Source organism: Nocardiopsis eucommiae (assembly GCF_965344335.1).
In the GTDB taxonomy this organism is placed as follows: domain Bacteria; phylum Actinomycetota; class Actinomycetes; order Streptosporangiales; family Streptosporangiaceae; genus Nocardiopsis; species Nocardiopsis eucommiae.
Genome location: NZ_CBDRIY010000008.1, coordinates 118,593 through 134,289 on the forward strand (window position 1 = coordinate 118,593; position 15,697 = coordinate 134,289).

Consider the following 15,697-nt stretch of genomic DNA (forward strand, 5'->3'; position numbering starts at 1 on the left):
CCAAGACTCCTTGGCCAAGAAGTCTTGGGCAAGAGGGTGAGAGCGGGACGGAAACCGAACGTGACTCGGTAGTACAGTGTCGGCACACCGAGCACCGACGCGGGCCGGGGGTCCGGCCCACCGGGAGGACAGCACATGCGCATCTCGATGCCGCTCCAGTACGCGGGCGAGCCCAAGGAGGCCGTCGAGCAGGTCGTCGAACTGGAGAAGGCCGGGCTGGACACCGTGTGGGTCGCGGAGGCCTACGGCTACGACAGCCCCACCCTCATGGGCTACCTCGCGGCCCGCACCGAACACGTGTCGATCGGCTCCGCCATCCTGCCGATGTACACCCGTACCCCCACCCTCATCGCGATGACCGCGGCCGGGCTGGACTACCTCTCCGACGGGCGGGCCGTCCTCGGCCTCGGGGCCAGCGGCCCGCAGGTGATCGAGGGCTTCCACGGCGTCCCCTACACCAAGCCGCTCGGCCGCACCCGGGAGACCATCGAGATCTGCCGGAAGGTCTGGGCGCGCGAGGAGCGCCTGACCCACGACGGTCAGGTGTTCCAGCTGCCGCTGCCGCCCGAGCAGGGCACCGGACTGGGCCGGCCGCTCAAGATCATCAACCACCCGGTGCGCCCGCGGATCCCGATCCACGTGGCCTCCCTCGGGGAGAAGAACGTCGAGATGACCGCCGAGACCGCCGACGGCTGGTTGCCGCACCTGTTCATCCCGGAGAAGGCCGAGAGCGTGTGGGGCCCGTCCCTGGCCAGGGGCCGGGCCAAGCGCGACCCCGGCCTCGGTGAGCTGGAGATCTCCGCGGGCGGCCTGCTCGCCATCGGTGAGGACGAGGAGACCGCGCGCCTCGCGGACCTCACCCGGCCGATCATCGCCCTGTACGTGGGCGGCATGGGCGCCAAGGGGAGGAACTTCTACAACACGGTGGCCCAGCGGTACGGCTATGAGGAGGCAGCGGAGAAGATCCAGGACCTCTACCTCGCCGGGAGGAAGGACGAGGCCGCCGCCGCGGTCCCGGACGAGTTCGTGGAGCTGACCAACCTGGTCGGGCCCGAGTCCTACGTCCGCGAGCGGGTGGAGGCCTTTCGCGCCGCCGGGGTCACCCAGCTCAACGTGACCCCGGTCGGCGGGGACCCCGCCCGGCTCATCGCGAAGGTCAAGGAGTGGGCGGCCTAGGCCGCGCGGACCTACAGGCCGGTGATCCGGACACCCGCGTGCGTCCTGTAACGGCGGTTGACCGCGATCAGGTTGGCGGTGAGGGCCTCGACCTGGTGGGCGTTGCGCAGACGCCCGCCGAACACTCCGCGCACCCCCGGGATCCGGTCCGCCAGGGCGCGCACGGTGTCCGTGGCGCCGCGGTCCTCCCCCAGCACCAGGACGTCCAGCTCGATCTGGTCGACCTCGGGGTCCAGGAGGAGCACGGCGGAGACGTGGTGGAAGGCGGCGGTGACCCGGCTGCCCGCCAGGACCTCGGCGGCCTGCTGGGCGGCGCTCCCCTCCGGGACGTCCAGGGCGAAGGGGCCCTTCTTGTCGAAGCCGAGCGGGTTCACGCAGTCCACCACGATCTTGCCCGCCAGCCGGTCGGCCAGCGACACCAGCAGCTCGCGGTGGCCGTCCCACGGAACGGCGACGACCACGATGTCCCCCCGCTCCGCCGCGTCGGGGTTGGCGAGCCCGCGCACGTCGATCGCGGTGGACTCGGCCGCCACGAGGTCGTCCGCGGCCTTGGCGGCACGCTCGGCGTCGCGGGAGCCGAGGAGGACCGTGAGGCCGGACCGGGCGAAGCGCCGGGCCAGTCCCCGCCCCTGGTCGCCGGTCCCGCCCAGGACCGCGATGGTCAGCCCGGTGATGTCCGCGCCCTGCTGTGCGTCGTGTTCGCTCATGGGGCCGATCCTGTCAGAACGGGCCCGGAGGGGGAACGCGCAGGGCCGGTGGCGCCCCACACGGCCCCGCGCTCCGTCAGCCGTTGCCCTCGTTCTCGTCCTGCTCGTCCCAGGCCTCGTTGCGTTCGGCCGCGATGCGCAGCGCCCGCGCGGCCGTGGCCTCGTCCGGGTAGGGCCCGAGCCGCTGGGAGTCGGGACAGCCCGCGCCGTGTTCCACCCCGCCGTGACGGAGGCAGTACCACCAGCCGTCGTCCTCTGCGTCGTTCACCACGACCACCTCTCGTCGTTCCGGGTTCGTGTGGCATCTACCCCTCCGCCGGGCGCTCCTCACCCGCCGCCCACGAACTACAATCAGTGTCCATGACTACTCCGCTGGTTCCTGGGCGCATCTCGCCCCAACGTTCGGTCCCCTCGCACATCGTCCGGCCGGAGTACGTGGGTCAGAAGCGTCCGGTGGAGGGTGTCCTGGGCGACGTCCAGACCCCGGAGACCGTCGAGAGGATCCGTGTGGCGGGGCGCATCGCGGCCCAGGCGCTCGAGGAGGTGGGCAAGAACGTCCAGCCCGGGGTGACCACGGACGAGCTGGACCGGATCGGCCACGAGTTCCTGCTGGACCACGGCGCCTACCCGAGCACCCTGGGTTACAAGGGCTACCCGAAGTCGCTGTGCTCCTCCCTCAACGAGGTCATCTGCCACGGCATCCCCGATGACACGGTGGTCCGCGACGGCGACATCGTGAACATCGACATCACCGCGTACAAGGACGGCGTGCACGGCGACACCAACGCCACCTTCCTCTGCGGTGACGTCTCCGAGGAGCACCGCCTCCTCGTCGAGCGCACCCGTGAGGCCACCATGCGCGCCATCAAGGCGTGCCGCCCCGGGCGCCAGATCAACGTGATCGGCCGCGTCATCGAGTCGTACGCCAAGCGCTTCGGCTACGGGGTGGTGCGTGACTTCACCGGCCACGGCGTGGGCCCGGAGTTCCACTCCGGCCTGGTGGTGCCGCACTACGACGACCCGCGCGCCACCACGGTGATGGAACCGGGCATGACCTTCACCATCGAGCCCATGATCACCCTGGGCGCCGTGGAGTACGACATGTGGGACGACGGCTGGACCGCCGTCACCGCCGACCGCCGGTGGACCGCGCAGTTCGAGCACACCCTGGTCATCACCGACTCCGGCGCGGAGATCCTCACCCTGCCGTAGTACCCCGAGCCCCGGCCGCCGACGGCGCCGGGGCTCTCTCACACCCCCCGGAGTGACTCCTGGTGACGCCACGACTCCGGAGAGCCCCTCTGTTCGCTGTGCCGGTGTGTCGCAGCGGAACCGCGTACTGACGGAGCGGCATCCTATGCTGTGCGGGATTCGAACGACCGCGAACCTGGGTACCCCTCCTTCGGTGATCCCGAGCGGGCCGCGTTCACGTCCGGAGTGACCCCGTCGACCGCTCGACGCCCCTCCCCCAGGGCCCTGGCCGCCCACCGGCACCGGGGCCCTCATGTGTGCGGACACCGCGGAGCCGGTCCGAACGGGTTGCGGAAAACCCCTGCACCAGGAGTGCCGTTGCGGATTGACTGATCCCCGCGACCCTCCACCCACCGTCACGACCCATCGACACACAGGAACCACACCATGGCGATGTTCGTCCACCTGACCCCCCGCGCCAACATCTCCCGAGTACGGAGGTCCGGTCTGGGGACCGCTGTGGGACCCGGCGGGGTGCGCGGGGTCTTCTGCTTCCCCGTGCTGCCCTCGTACACGGTGACGCACCAGTGGCTGCGTGAGCTGACCGGCCATCACGGGCCACGAGGCCTGATAGGCGTGTACCTCACCCTCTCCGACGACGAACCGGTCACCGTGGGGCACTTCGACGACAGCGACGGCCCCCGGCTGGTCGACGCCGCCGAGGCCGTGCGCGTGGTCGCCGGGCTCCGTGAACCCCGTGGCTGGGAGGTGTTCGTTCCCCGCCCGGTCGCCCGCCGCGAGGTGCACCGCATCCGCGAGGTCCGGCGGCTGTCCGAGACCCGTCCCCACCCCCGTCGCGCCCCGATCCCGATCGAACTCGTCGCCGACGCCTGCGACCGCCGCGACACGGTGGCCCTGCGGGAGGCGCTGTCCAGGATCGGCCAGCGCCGCCGGGGCCCCCTGGACCGCGTGGCGTCCCTGTCCGGTCACCCGGAACCCCTGGTCCGCGCCACTCTGGCGGAGACCATCGCGGCCTGGGCCCTCCCCGGTGTGACCGGCCTCCTGACCCGGCTTACCAGGGATCCCGACCACAAGGTCCGTGAGGCCGCCGCCGAGGCCCTGGAGTCCCGCGCCAGCGCTCCGATCCCCCGTCCCCGGGACCAGGACCCTCGAAGCGCGCACGAGGTCACGCTGCCACGGGCCAGGAGCGCCCCGCTGTACCCCCGCACCCACCACTGAGGGCCCCGGGATCCACCGGGCCAGCGCGCGACGTCCGCCGCCGCCACGGCATGGCGCGCCGACCGGCTCCGGGCTAGGGTCTGCTGGATGAAGATCCTCATCTCCGCGGACATGGAGGGCGCCACCGGCGTCACCTGGCCCGCCGACTGCGAGCCAGGGACCGAGCAGTGGCAGCGCTGCCGTTCGATGTTCACCAGCGACGTCAACGCCGCGATCAGCGGACTCGTCGAGGGGGGCGCCACCGAGGTGCTGGTCAACGAGGCCCACTCGACCATGCGCAACCTCCTGCTGGAGGATCTGGACCTGCGGGCCACGATGATCACCGGCCGCCACAAGGAGCTCTCCATGGTGGAGGGCGTCCAGGCGGGCGACGTCGACGGGATCGTCTTCCTCGGATACCACTGCGCGGCGGGCGAGGACGGCGTGCTGGCGCACACCTACCTGCCGAACGCGATCACCGGGGTGTGGCTGGACGGCCGCACGGCGAGCGAGGGCTACCTCAACGCGGCGGTGGTGGCGGAGTACGGAACCCCGGTGATCCTGGTGACCGGGGACGACCGGGCCTGCGAGGACGCCGGGGGATACGCTCCGCACGCCCGCACGGTGGCGGTCAAGGACCACGTGAGCCGGTACGCGGCCCGCTGCCGACCTCCGGCCAGGACGGCGGCGGACATCCGCGCGGCGGCGGAGTCCGCCATGACGCTGGCCGGGCGGGTGGACCCGGTGCGGCGTGTCCCGAAGACGATGGAGGTCGAGGTCGACTCCGCGCAGCTGGCCCAGGCCGCGGCGATCGTTCCCGGGGTGACCCGTACGGAGGCCCGCCGTGTCCGCTACACCTCGCCGGACGCCTACGAGATGATCAGGACCTTCAAGGCGGTCTGCACCCTGATCTCGAACGCCATGGAGAAGGACTACGGGTGACCTCGCACGCGATGCGATGGGGCATCGCGAGGACAACGACCTGTGGAAACCGATAGAACTGTGGCGGGGAACGGCATCGAACCACGCGTGTGAAACGTGTGTCTGACGTGAGCAAGAAACCCTGCACCCTGCTGAGAGCGAGGCCGAGACCGTGGGCCAGACCAACACCTCCCTGACGGACAGCGCGCGTGGTGCCGCGCTGGCCGAGGCCGGAGAGGACGCCGTCCGTCTGACGCGGGAGCTGATCCGGCGGGACTCCACCAACCAGGGCAGGGGCGTGGGAGACGAACGCGCCGCCGCCGAGTTCGCCGCCGAGGCGCTCGGGGAGGCGGGGCTCTCCCCCGTGGTCCTGGAGTCCGCCGACCGGCGCGCGAACGTCGTGGTGCGCGTCCCGGGGACCGACCCGGACGCCGACGCCCTGCTCGTGCACGGGCACCTGGACGTGGTGCCCGCGGACGCCCACGACTGGACGTTCCCGCCGTTCGCGGGGGAGATCGCCGACTGTCCCGTGACCGGGGCCCCCTCACTGTGGGGGCGCGGCGCGGTGGACATGAAGAACACGGTGGGCATGGTCACCGCCGTGGTCCGCTACTGGGCCAGGCTCGGCCTGCGCCCCCGACGCGACATCGTGCTGGCGTTCGTCGCCGACGAGGAGGACAGCGCCGCCTACGGGGCGGACTACCTGGTGCGCGGCCACGCCGACCTGTTCGAGGGCTGCACGATGGCGATCGGTGAGGGCGGTGGACACACCGTCCACGCCCGGACCGCGTCGGGGGCCGCCGCACGCCTGTACCCGATCAGCGCCGCGGAGCGCGGCAGCGCCTGGCTGACACTGCGCGCGTACGGGACGGCCGGGCACGGTTCCCGGCCGCCGAGGGACAACGCCGTGGGCGCGATGGCCGCCGCGGTGGCCCGGATCGACCAGCACCGTTGGCCGCTGCACCTGACCCCGGTCACCCGGTCCGCGATCGACGCGATCGCCCACGCGCTGGAGGTCGAGCGCGTGGCCGGTGACACGGACACCAACGAGGCCGTGGACGCCCTGGTGGCGAGGTTCGGCACCGCCGCCTCCCTGGTCTCCGCCACCGTCCGCAACAGCGCCGCGCCGACGATGCTCTCGGCCGGGTACAAGGTGAACGTGGTGCCGGGCGAGGCGACCGCCGGTGTGGACGGGCGCGTGCTGCCCGGGAGCCGGGAACGGTTCGAGGCCACGATGGACGCGCTGACCGGTGACCATGTGGAGTGGGAGTACGCGCACGGGTCGCCGCCGGTCGAGGCCCCGGTGGACTCCCCCGTCTTCGACGCCCTGCGCTCAGCGGTCCTGGCCCACGACCCGGAGGGCCTGGTGGTCCCGGTGTGCCTGGGCGGCGGGACGGACGCGAAGGTCTTCGCGCGGTTGGGGATCGACTGCTACGGCTTCTCGCCCATGCGGCTGCCGGGGGGCGTCGACTACCCGGGGCTGCTGCACGGGGTGGACGAGCGGGTTCCGCTGGACGGACTCCGGTTCGGCGTGCGGGTGCTGGACAGTTTCCTGCGCGCCTGAGGCGGTGGGCACGGACGAAGGGATGGGGACCAACGTGGGCGAGTCGGTGACCGAAGTGCGTGAAGGGGAGCCCGTGGCGGACCCCCGCGGAGCGCGGGCGCTGACCCGTCCGCCGAGACTGCGCGTGGGGGACCGGGTGCGCCTGGTCGCCCCGTGCAGCCCCGTACCGGAGCAGCAGCTGGACGCCGCGGCGGAGGCGCTGCGGGGGTGGGGGCTGGAGGTCGAGCTCGCCCCCCACGTGCGCGACCGCCATCCGGTGCTGCCCTACCTGGCCGGGACGGACCGGGACCGCGCCCGGGACCTCCAGGAGGCCTGGTGCGACCCGGACGTGCGCGCGGTGTTCTGCGCGCGGGGCGGTGACGGCGCCCACCGGATGCTGGACCTGTTGGACTTCGACGCGATGCGCCGGGCCGCGCCCAAGGCGCTGATCGGCTTCAGCGACATCACCGCGCTGCACGAGGCGTTCGCCGTGGAACTGGGCGTGGTGACCGTGCACGGGCCGGTGGTGGGGACCCGCTACTTCGTGGGCGACGCCGTGGCCCAGAGGGAGCTGCACACCACGTTGTTCTCCCCCGAGCTGCGCACGGTCCTGACCTCGCCGGGGGCACGGGCCCTGGTGCCGGGCCGGGTCTCGGGGGTCACGTTCGGCGGGAACCTGAGCCTGCTCAACGACGGGCTGGCGACCCCGCACGGCCGGTTGTCGGCGGCGGGCGGTGTCCTGATCCTGGAGGACGTCAACGAGGACGCCGCGCGTCTCGACCGGATGCTCACCCACCTGCTGCGGACGGGGTGGATGGACGGCGTGGCCGGAGTGGCCCTGGGCACCTGGACGGACTGCCCGCCCGACCTGGGGGTGGTCTCGGAGCTGATGCGGGACCGGCTGGAGCCGTTGGGGGTGCCGGTGCTGTGGGGCCTGGAGTTCGGGCACTGCGCGGAGCAGCTCACCGTGCCGCTGGGTGTCCCGGCGGTGCTGGACGCCGACGCGGGCACCCTGGAGCTGGCCGTCCCCGGTCTGGCCTAGGCGGGGTCGGGACGAGTGCCCGCCCGTGCGCGCACGGGCGGGTCGGTGTCCCCGGCGAGGTCGTGCCCGGTCAGGGCAGGGTGAGCACCACGGGCCCGTCCTCGGTGACGGCGACCGTGTGCTCGCAGTGGGCGGCCCGGGTGCCGTCGTCGCTGAGGACGGTCCATCCGTCGTCACCGTGGGCGTAGCCGTCGGAGCCGCCGCGCACCAGCATGGGCTCGATCGCGATGACCAGACCCGGGACGAGCCTGAACCCCCGGCCGGGGCGGCCGTCGTTGAGCACGTCGGGGGCCTCGTGCATGGTGCGGCCGATCCCGTGGCCGCCGTGGTCGGCGGTGAGCCCGTACCCGGCCGCGCGGGCCTCGGTCGCGATGGCGTGCCCGATGTCGCCCACCCGGTCGCCGGGGCGCGCGGCCGCGATGCCCCGGGCCAGCGCGGCCTCGGTGTCGGCGATCAGGGCGAGGTCGGCGGGGTCGGCCTCCCCCACCACGAAGCTGATCGCGGAGTCGGCGGACCAGCCGCGCAGCCGCGCCCCGCAGTCGAGGCTGACCAGGTCCCCGTCGGCGAGGACGCGGTCGCCGGGGACGCCGTGCACGATCTCGTCGTTGACGCTCACGCAGGCCACCCCGGGGAAGGGCATGGGCGCCCAGGCGGGCTGGTAGCCCTGGAAGAGCGGTTCGGCGCCCGCCTCGGAGATGACCCGGGCGGCGGCGCGGTCGAGGTCGGCGGTGGTGCGTCCGGGCGCGGCGGCCTCGCGTCCGGCGGCGAGCGCGAGGGCGACGACGCGCCCCGCCTCGCGCATGAGGGCGATCTCTTCGGGGGTCTTGATCTCGACCATGGGGAACCTTCCCGGGCGACTCTGGGATAACAATACCGGTATTACTATACGGCTCCTCGGGCGCGGGTTAGACTCACGGCATGGTTCGAGAACCGCTCACCGAAGACCAGATCGAACGCGGTCGCGCGCTGGGGGCCCTCCTTCGCGAGGCCCGGGCCGACCGCACCACGGTGGACGTCGCCCGCTGCGCGGGGATCTCCGTGGAGACCCTCCGCAAGATCGAGGGCGGCCGGGTCCCCACCCCGGCCTTCTTCACCGTCGCCGCCGTCGCGGCCACGCTGGGGCTCTCCCTGGACACCCTGCTCGCCCGGATCGACCCCGAGCCGGTGCCCGCACCCGTCCCCCTGCGCGGCATCGCCGTCTGACCCGGCACCCTCCCCCGCTCCCCCACCCTCTACCTTGGGACTCACGAGGCCGTGGCCCGGGCGTGTACACGGCGGCCCTCCGGCGCGGAGTGGTAACAGGTGAAGGTCGCGTCAACGACGACCACAGGGGGAGCACATGAGCGAACAGTCGCTGTTGAAGCTGGACGAGGCCGAGCTGCGCGGCCTGCTCGACGGGCGGTGGGCCCACGTACGCGAACGCGCGCGTGACGTGATCCGGGGCGAGGAGTTCGCCCCGGTGTACGGCCTGTCCGTGGAGGAGCACCGCGCCCGCACCCTCTCCCAGCTCATGGCGCTGGCGCAGACCGGCGTGCCCGCCTACGGCTTCCCCGAGTCCGTGGGCGGCACCGACGACATCGGCGCCTCCGTGGTGGCCTTCGAGATGCTCGTCGCGGACATGTCCCTCATGGTGAAGATGGGCGTGCAGTTCGGGCTGTTCGGCGGGGCCATCCGGGCACTGGGCACCGACGAGCACCACCGGAGGTACCTGCCCGACGTCATGACGGTGGCCCTGCCCGGCTGCTTCGCGATGACCGAGACCGGGCACGGCTCGGACGTGCAGCGCCTGCGCACCACCGCCACCTACGAGCCGGAGACCGGGGAGTTCGTCGTCCACACTCCCGACGAGTCCGCGCGCAAGGACTACATCGGCAACGCGGCCCGCGACGGCCGCATGGCGGTGGTCTTCGCCCAGCTGCGCACCCCGGACGCCGACGGCGGTCTGATCGAACACGGCGTGCACGCGGTGATGGTCCCCCTCCGGGACGACGAGGGCACTCCGCTGCCGGGCGTGACCGTCGAGGACTGCGGGCCGAAGGCCGGGCTGAACGGGGTGGACAACGGCCGCCTGTGGTTCGACGGCGTGCGGGTGCCCCGCACCAACCTGCTCAACCGGTACGGCGACGTGGCCGCCGACGGCACCTACTCCAGCCCCATCGAGAACCCCAACCGCCGGTTCTTCACCATGCTGGGCACCCTGATCCGGGGGCGCATCAGCGTGGCCGGGGGCGCGGGCACCGCCACCAAGGCCTCACTGGCCATCGCGATCCGCTACGCCGACACGCGACGTCAGTTCACCCGACCGGCGACGGACACCCGGCCGGAGCAGGAGGTGCGCGTCCTGGACTACCTCGCCCACCAGCGCAAGCTCCTGCCCGCGCTGGCCCGCACCTACGGCCTGCACTTCGCCCAGGAGGAGCTGGTCACGCGCCTGCACGAGCTGTCCCGCTCCAGTGAGCGCGACGAGCACGCCCAGCGGGAGCTGGAGTCGCGCGCCGCCGGGCTCAAGGCGGTCGCCACGTGGCACGCCACCGAGACCATCCAGACCTGCCGCGAGGCGTGCGGCGGCTCCGGGTACCTCTCGGAGAACCGCATCCCGCAGCTCAAGGCGGACTCGGACATCTTCACCACGTTCGAGGGCGACAACACCGTCCTGCTGCAACAGCTCACCAAGGCCCTCCTCACCAACTTCAAGGACTCCTTCGGCGACCTCGACCAACTGGGGCTGGCCCGGTTCATGGCGGGGAAGGTGTTCGAGACCGTCATCGAGCGCACCGCCGCGATCCCGCTCATCGACCGGCTGGTCGCGGCGTCGCCGGGCCGGGACGAGGCGAGCCTGTACAACCGGGGCTGGCACCTGGAGCTGATGGAGGACCGCGAGAAGCACGTCATCGAGGGTCTGGCGGGACGGCTGCGGCGCTCCAGGAAGGACGGCAGCGACGCCTTCGACGTCTTCAACCAGGCCCAGGACCACGTGCTCGCGGCCGGTCGGGCGCACATGGACCGGGTGGTGCTGGAGGCGTTCGTGGCGGGCATCGACCGCTGCGGCGACCAGTCCACCGCCAAGCTGCTCAACCGTCTGTGCGACCTGTACGTGCTGTCCGTGATCGAGGAGGACCGGGCCTGGTTCCTGGAGCACGAACGCCTCTCGACCGCGCGGACCAAGGCGGTCACGTCCGCCGTGAACGACCTCTGCCGGGGTCTGCGCCCGTACGCGGTTCCGCTGGTGGACGCCTTCGGCCTGCGGGACGAGTGGCTGGGCGCGCCGATCGCCCTGGGCGCCGAGCACCGGCGCCAGGACGAGCAGCTGGCCGCCGACCAGCGGGCCTGACCCGGCCCGCGTGCCCCTCACCCCGTAGGCTGGTCCGCGTTGACCAACGGGGTGAGGGGTAGGGGATGTCGGCCATCCGCTTGCTGGTGCTCGGGGCGGTCCGGCTCCACGGGCGGGCGCACGGTTACCAGGTCCGCAACGACCTGGAGTCCTGGGGCGCGCACGAGTGGTCCAACGCCAAACCGGGGTCGATCTACCACGCGCTCAAGCAGATGGCCCGGCAGGGCCTGCTGGTGGCGCACGAGGTGGCCCCCTCCACGGCCGGTGGTCCGCCCCGGGTCGAGTACGAGGTCACCGGGCGCGGCACCGAGGAGTACCTCACCCTGCTGCGCGCGGCGCTGTCGGCGCACGACACCAGGCCGGACGTGCTCTCCGCCGGTCTGGGCTTCGCCGTGGACCTGCCCCGGGGCGAGGCCCTCGCCCTGCTGCGGCGCCGGTTGGCGGGGCTGGAGCGGTGGCGGTCCGAGGTGGTCCGGCACTACGACCCCGAGCGCGGCCCGGAGCCGTTGGGGCACATCGGCGAGATCATGGACCTGTGGGTGCACACCTCGGACTCCGAGGCCGTCTGGACCCGTGGCCTGATCTCCCGGATCGAGGGCGGCGCGTACACCTTCGCGGACGAGGAGGGCACGCCCTTCGAGGGTGTCCTGGCCCCCGACACCGGGAGCTGAGTCCGACGCTCAGACCTCGGAGCCGCCGTCGCCCTCGCGCCACTCGTCCAGGCGGATCGCGTGGTCCAGTTCCCGGTCGACCCGCTGGCGCTCCTCCTCAGTGAGCTCCACCGCCTCCAGCTCGGCCCGCCAGGCCTCGGCCTGGTCCGGGTCGTCCAGGGCCAGGGACAGCTCGACCAGGGTGGCGTGCGCCAGGGCCCGGTCCAGCGGGGAGGAGGTCTCCGCGTGCCTGCGCAGGGCGGACCTGAGGTGCCGGTACGCGGCGAGGTCGTCGTTCTTGAACTCCCGGAAGTTGCGTGCCTGGTCGAGCGCCCTGGCGATGCCCTCCAGTTCGGGCGATCCCCCGTAGTCCAGCCCCTCGGGCTCGTCCCTGCGGATGAAGATGAGGCTGTTCCCGGAGGGGTCCATCAGGGTGAACCGACTGGCGCCGGGCCGAAGGCGGGTGACGCGGGGGAGGCCGCGGGAGAGGACCTTTCCGTGGGCCGCGCGCATGGCGGCGGTGACGGCCTCGTGGTAGGGAGCCACGGCGTCGACCATGACCAGCGCGCCGCCGGTGTGCTCCTGGGCGGGGTCGAGGCCCCGGGGCGCGGCCCCGTAGTGGAGCTCGAACCCGCTCCACCGGAACGCCAGGTAGACGTAGGGCCGGACCTGCTTCCAGGTGACCTCGAAGCCGAGTGACTCGTAGAAGTCGAGGGTGGCCTGGGGGTCGTGGGTGTGCAGGACGGGCACGGTGGTCTCGTTGGGACGCATCGTCTCTGTCATGCCCCCCAGACTACTAGTCAAAGTTGACTAGATACCCGTGCGCGACCCACACCCTTCCCCCACGGGCCGCGCCTGGCCTAACATGAACCACCCTCATGTTAGGTGGATCACACCGTGCGCACACCCCCGGCGCAGCCGCCCCCGGCCCTCGCCGAACCCACCCGTGACGTCCGCGCCCTGTGGGTGGCCGGAATCAGCCTCGCCAACCTCGGCATGTGGATGGCCTTCTTCGGCCCCCTCCAGGTCCTGCTCCCCGAGCAGGTCGGCCGGGTCAGCCCCGCCGACAAGGAGACCGTCCTGGCCTGGGTCACCGGGGTCGGGGCGGCCCTGGCGATGGTCGCCACGCCACTCGCCGGGGCCCTGTCCGACCGCACCACCGGTCCCCTCGGCCGCCGCCGACCCTGGGTCCTGACCGGGGCCCTGCTCGGCGCGGTCGGGCTGGTGGTCCTCGGCACCCGGGAGAGCGTCGGCGGCATCCTGCTGGGCTGGGCGTTCGTCCAGACCGCCCTGTCCTGTCTGAACGCCACCCTGCTCGCCGCCGTCCCGGACCACGTCCCCCGGAGCCAGCGCGGCGCCGTCTCGGGGTGGATCGGCGTCCCGCAGTCGGCCGGGGTCGTGGCGGCGGTCGTGCTGGTCACCGTCGTCGTCACCGAGGTGGCCCCCGGGTACACGCTCATCGGGGTCCTCACCCTCGCCTGCGCCCTGCCCTTCGCGCTCCTGTCCCCCGACCCTCCCCTGCCCCGGGAGCACCGACCGCCCTGGCGCGACCTCGCCCGGAGCATGTGGGTGTCGCCCCGGAGGCACCCCGACTTCGCCTGGGCCTTCCTCACCCGGTTCCTCATCGGCACCGGCAACGCGATGTTCGTCCTCTACCTGCTCTACTTCCTGCGCGACGCCGTCGGGTACGAGGACCTGTTCCCCGGCTCCTCCGCCTCGGACGGGCTGCTCACGCTGATCCTCGTCTACACGGCGGCGGTCGTGGCCACCACCGTGGTCGCGGGCGTGGTCTCCGACCGGATCGGGAGGCGGCGCGGCATGGTGGCGCTGGCCGGGGTGCTGATGGGCCTGCCCGCCTTCGGGCTGGCCCTCGCGCCCACCTGGACGACGGTGGTCCTCTGCGCCGTGGTCCTGGGGGTGGGGTTCGGCGTCTTCCTGTCCGTGGACGGCGCGCTGGTCACCGAGGTGCTACCGGCGGCCGAGGGCCGCGCGAAGGATCTGGGCATCGTCAACGTCGCCAGCACGGGTCCGCAGGTCATCGCCCCCGCCCTCGCCGGTCCCGTCGTCGTGCACCTGGGCGGCTACCCGGTGCTGTACACGATCTGCGGGCTCGTCTCCCTCCTGGGCGCGGCGACCGTCTGGGGGATCAGGGGGGTGCGCTGAGACAGTGCCCGCCCGCCTCTGGCGCCACCGCCCCACCACGGGTGACCATGGGGGCATGGACGAGAGCAGGACGTGGGACTGGCTGGTCAGCGAGCTCACCGAGGGCACCGAGACGACCGTGCGGCCCTGCGGGATCGGCGCCCCGGTCACCTACCGCGCCGCCGCCCGGGCCGAGGTCCTGCCCGGGGAGCGCGGTATCCGGATCAACTGCTTCCAGGGCCGCGAACTGGAGGAGCCGATGCTCCTGCACCTGGACCCGCCCACGCTGGCCGCACGGCTGCGGGACCTGGTCGAGGACGCGGTGACCGCGTTCGGCACCCGGCGCGACGGCGGCCTGGTGGAGGCCTTCGCCCTGCTGATGCTCCACCTCCAGGAGACGGTGGACACCGCACGGCACGGAGAGGTCCACCTGGTACCGGCCCGGGGCGGGTTCGACTCCGTGCGCGAACCGCCGGTCAGTCGGTGACGGCGTCCAGGGTGCCGCTGTCCGCGCGGGTGTGGGAGGGGGTCTCCTCACCCCGCTGACGGGCCGGCTCCCACCACCACCAGTGCGTCTCCGGCACCCAGGCCGGGACCGCCTCGACGGTGGCGGGGCTGGCGTCGGCCGCCACCGCCTCCAGGGCGTCGTCGATACGCGGGAGGGCGTCGAGGTCGACGGGCCGCAGGAAACTCTCCAGCGGCACGAACGCGTCACCGAGGATCTGGATCATGGAGCGGCGCCAGCAGGCCGGACGGTAACCCTCGTGCCGACCGTTGTCGGCGGCGGTCTGGCTGCGCACCACGTAGAGGCTGAGTCGGACCGGGTTGTTGCCGCTCACCAGGAGGTCGGCGAGGGCCGCGTTGAACCCTCGTCCGGCCGGAGAGCCGCGTTCGGCCTCGGTCGTGGCCTGGTAGAGGTCGAAGAGCCGCGCGAACGCGGTGTCCATGAGGGCGTCGCGGTCCCTGCCCCGTGCGGCGCTCTCCGTGAACGCGTCCACCGCCCGTTTGGCCAGGCCGGGAAGGTCCCTGACCGCATCCGCACCCACCGGTCCACCGCCCTGTCCGCAGAACTGTTGTGAGGAACTGTCGGGTCGGTCCCCCGACCGACCACTTCGATCATAATCGCCCACCACGCCGGGCCGGTAGGCGGTCACCCACCGAAACTACCGTCCGGCTCCCAGGGCGTGGTCGAGCATGGCCGCCCACTGGCGGACGACACGGCGTCGACGGGGGCCGTCGTCGGTGAGGAGGCTGGCCAGGCCCAGCCCCCGGGCGAGGTCCAGGGTGGCCTGCACCGCCTCCCGGGTCCCGGGCACGGACTCGTCGGCGCCCAGCAGCTCCACGGCCGCGCGGTGCACCTCCCGCCCCACCTGTTCCTCCAGGGGGATGACGCGGGCGCGCAGCGCGGGGTCGCTCGCGGCCCCGGCCCACAGTTGGAGGGCGGCGTCGAAGCCGGTCCCGTTGAAGGCGTCCACCACCATCTGCACGACGGCCTCGGTACGGCCCGGGCCCTCCGGGACCGCCTCGGCGCGACGGCGCAGTTCGGCACCGCGCACGTCCACCATGTGCCGCAACGCGGCGAGCAGCAGGTCCTCACGGGTGGGGAAGTGGTGCTGCGCGGCGCCCCGGGACACCCCCGCGCGGTGGGCGACCGCGCCCACGGTGGCCCCGGCCACGCCGCGTTCGGCCAGGCACTCCACGGCGGCGCCGAGTAGCCGGGCCCGCGTGGCCCGGCTGCGTTCCTGTCTCGGCTCCCGGTCGGACGCCGCGCCCACC

The 15,697-nt window shown here is 72.8% G+C and carries 17 protein-coding genes; 11 read left to right on the top strand and 6 right to left on the bottom strand.

The genetic code is table 11. The features are described 5' to 3' along the window. The first annotated feature begins 135 nt into the window (after positions 1–135). Positions 136–1,176, top strand: coding sequence for an LLM class F420-dependent oxidoreductase (locus ACRWK8_RS07065; RefSeq protein ID WP_431869069.1), 1,041 nt, complete (start codon positions 136–138; stop codon positions 1,174–1,176). Positions 1,177–1,187: 11 nt separating this feature from the next. On the opposite strand, the gene npdG is transcribed toward ACRWK8_RS07065, so the two are convergent. Then, positions 1,188–1,883 (bottom strand): NADPH-dependent F420 reductase, encoded by a 696-nt coding sequence (gene npdG / locus ACRWK8_RS07070; RefSeq protein ID WP_431869071.1) that lies wholly within the window; start codon positions 1,881–1,883, stop codon positions 1,188–1,190. 76 nt (positions 1,884–1,959) lie between these two features. Further along, on the bottom strand, positions 1,960–2,151 hold the full coding sequence (locus ACRWK8_RS07075; protein WP_378742676.1) for a hypothetical protein: 192 nt from the start codon (positions 2,149–2,151) through the stop codon (positions 1,960–1,962). A gap of 92 nt (positions 2,152–2,243) precedes the next feature. On the opposite strand from ACRWK8_RS07075, the gene map (ACRWK8_RS07080) reads away from it, so the two are divergent. The 5 genes from map (ACRWK8_RS07080) to ACRWK8_RS07100 all read left to right on the top strand — a co-directional run bounded on the left by map (ACRWK8_RS07080) (position 2,244) and on the right by ACRWK8_RS07100 (position 7,798). After that, positions 2,244–3,095: a type I methionyl aminopeptidase gene (gene map / locus ACRWK8_RS07080; RefSeq protein WP_378742678.1), complete on the top strand. Its 852-nt coding sequence runs from the start codon at positions 2,244–2,246 to the stop codon at positions 3,093–3,095. A gap of 426 nt (positions 3,096–3,521) precedes the next feature. Next, complete coding sequence (locus tag ACRWK8_RS07085) at positions 3,522–4,313, top strand: HEAT repeat domain-containing protein (protein WP_431869074.1); 792 nt, start codon at positions 3,522–3,524, stop codon at positions 4,311–4,313. 87 nt (positions 4,314–4,400) lie between these two features. Further along, complete coding sequence (locus ACRWK8_RS07090) at positions 4,401–5,234, top strand: M55 family metallopeptidase (protein ID WP_378742682.1); 834 nt, start codon at positions 4,401–4,403, stop codon at positions 5,232–5,234. Between the two features lie 151 nt (positions 5,235–5,385). Then, entirely contained in the window at positions 5,386–6,777 is a 1,392-nt protein-coding gene (locus ACRWK8_RS07095) for a M20/M25/M40 family metallo-hydrolase (protein ID WP_431869076.1), read from the top strand. Between the two features lie 22 nt (positions 6,778–6,799). After that, on the top strand, positions 6,800–7,798 hold the full coding sequence (locus tag ACRWK8_RS07100) for a S66 peptidase family protein (RefSeq protein ID WP_431869078.1): 999 nt from the start codon (positions 6,800–6,802) through the stop codon (positions 7,796–7,798). A 70-nt stretch (positions 7,799–7,868) separates the two neighbouring features. Here ACRWK8_RS07100 and map (ACRWK8_RS07105) read toward each other — a convergent pair whose 3' ends face one another. Continuing rightward, positions 7,869–8,636, bottom strand: a complete 768-nt coding sequence (gene map / locus ACRWK8_RS07105) for a type I methionyl aminopeptidase (RefSeq protein ID WP_378742688.1) — start codon at positions 8,634–8,636, stop codon at positions 7,869–7,871. A gap of 80 nt (positions 8,637–8,716) precedes the next feature. On the opposite strand from map (ACRWK8_RS07105), the gene ACRWK8_RS07110 reads away from it, so the two are divergent. The 3 genes from ACRWK8_RS07110 (at position 8,717) to ACRWK8_RS07120 (ending at position 11,800) form a co-directional block, all read left to right on the top strand. Continuing rightward, positions 8,717–9,001: a helix-turn-helix domain-containing protein gene (locus ACRWK8_RS07110; protein WP_378742690.1), complete on the top strand. Its 285-nt coding sequence runs from the start codon at positions 8,717–8,719 to the stop codon at positions 8,999–9,001. A 136-nt stretch (positions 9,002–9,137) separates the two neighbouring features. Continuing rightward, the gene (locus ACRWK8_RS07115) at positions 9,138–11,129 is read left to right on the top strand and encodes an acyl-CoA dehydrogenase family protein (RefSeq protein ID WP_378742692.1); all 1,992 of its coding nucleotides are present in this window, start codon (positions 9,138–9,140) and stop codon (positions 11,127–11,129) included. Positions 11,130–11,194: 65 nt separating this feature from the next. Further along, positions 11,195–11,800, top strand: coding sequence for a PadR family transcriptional regulator (locus ACRWK8_RS07120; protein ID WP_431869081.1), 606 nt, complete (start codon positions 11,195–11,197; stop codon positions 11,798–11,800). Positions 11,801–11,809: 9 nt separating this feature from the next. Here the strand turns inward: ACRWK8_RS07120 and ACRWK8_RS07125 are convergent, their stop codons facing one another. After that, positions 11,810–12,562 carry a DUF8817 family protein gene (locus tag ACRWK8_RS07125; RefSeq protein WP_431869083.1) on the bottom strand — a complete coding sequence of 251 codons (753 nt, stop codon included), beginning with the start codon at positions 12,560–12,562 and terminating at the stop codon, positions 11,810–11,812. Positions 12,563–12,676: 114 nt separating this feature from the next. On the opposite strand from ACRWK8_RS07125, the gene ACRWK8_RS07130 reads away from it, so the two are divergent. Both ACRWK8_RS07130 and ACRWK8_RS07135 read left to right on the top strand, forming a co-directional pair. Then, positions 12,677–13,942 (top strand): MFS transporter, encoded by a 1,266-nt coding sequence (locus tag ACRWK8_RS07130; RefSeq protein WP_378742698.1) that lies wholly within the window; start codon positions 12,677–12,679, stop codon positions 13,940–13,942. A gap of 55 nt (positions 13,943–13,997) precedes the next feature. After that, positions 13,998–14,408 carry a hypothetical protein gene (locus ACRWK8_RS07135; protein WP_378742700.1) on the top strand — a complete coding sequence of 137 codons (411 nt, stop codon included), beginning with the start codon at positions 13,998–14,000 and terminating at the stop codon, positions 14,406–14,408. On the opposite strand, the gene ACRWK8_RS07140 is transcribed toward ACRWK8_RS07135, so the two are convergent. Continuing rightward, complete coding sequence (locus ACRWK8_RS07140; RefSeq protein ID WP_431869116.1) at positions 14,398–14,919, bottom strand: hypothetical protein; 522 nt, start codon at positions 14,917–14,919, stop codon at positions 14,398–14,400. The genes ACRWK8_RS07135 and ACRWK8_RS07140 overlap by 11 nt on opposite strands. Positions 14,920–15,084: 165 nt before the next feature. Beyond that, positions 15,085–15,696, bottom strand: a complete 612-nt coding sequence (locus ACRWK8_RS07145) for a TetR/AcrR family transcriptional regulator (protein ID WP_378742702.1) — start codon at positions 15,694–15,696, stop codon at positions 15,085–15,087. Position 15,697: the final 1 nt, after the last annotated feature.

Coding starts and splice junctions, on each gene's coding strand:
- ACRWK8_RS07065 (WP_431869069.1), top strand. CDS start 136: ATGCGCATCTCGATGCCGCTCCAGTACGCGGGCGAGCCCAAGGAGGCC.
- npdG (WP_431869071.1), bottom strand. CDS start 1,883: ATGAGCGAACACGACGCACAGCAGGGCGCGGACATCACCGGGCTGACC.
- map (WP_378742678.1), top strand. CDS start 2,244: ATGACTACTCCGCTGGTTCCTGGGCGCATCTCGCCCCAACGTTCGGTC.
- ACRWK8_RS07085 (WP_431869074.1), top strand. CDS start 3,522: ATGGCGATGTTCGTCCACCTGACCCCCCGCGCCAACATCTCCCGAGTA.
- ACRWK8_RS07090 (WP_378742682.1), top strand. CDS start 4,401: ATGAAGATCCTCATCTCCGCGGACATGGAGGGCGCCACCGGCGTCACC.
- ACRWK8_RS07100 (WP_431869078.1), top strand. CDS start 6,800: ATGGGGACCAACGTGGGCGAGTCGGTGACCGAAGTGCGTGAAGGGGAG.
- map (WP_378742688.1), bottom strand. CDS start 8,636: ATGGTCGAGATCAAGACCCCCGAAGAGATCGCCCTCATGCGCGAGGCG.
- ACRWK8_RS07110 (WP_378742690.1), top strand. CDS start 8,717: ATGGTTCGAGAACCGCTCACCGAAGACCAGATCGAACGCGGTCGCGCG.
- ACRWK8_RS07115 (WP_378742692.1), top strand. CDS start 9,138: ATGAGCGAACAGTCGCTGTTGAAGCTGGACGAGGCCGAGCTGCGCGGC.
- ACRWK8_RS07120 (WP_431869081.1), top strand. CDS start 11,195: ATGTCGGCCATCCGCTTGCTGGTGCTCGGGGCGGTCCGGCTCCACGGG.
- ACRWK8_RS07125 (WP_431869083.1), bottom strand. CDS start 12,562: ATGACAGAGACGATGCGTCCCAACGAGACCACCGTGCCCGTCCTGCAC.
- ACRWK8_RS07135 (WP_378742700.1), top strand. CDS start 13,998: ATGGACGAGAGCAGGACGTGGGACTGGCTGGTCAGCGAGCTCACCGAG.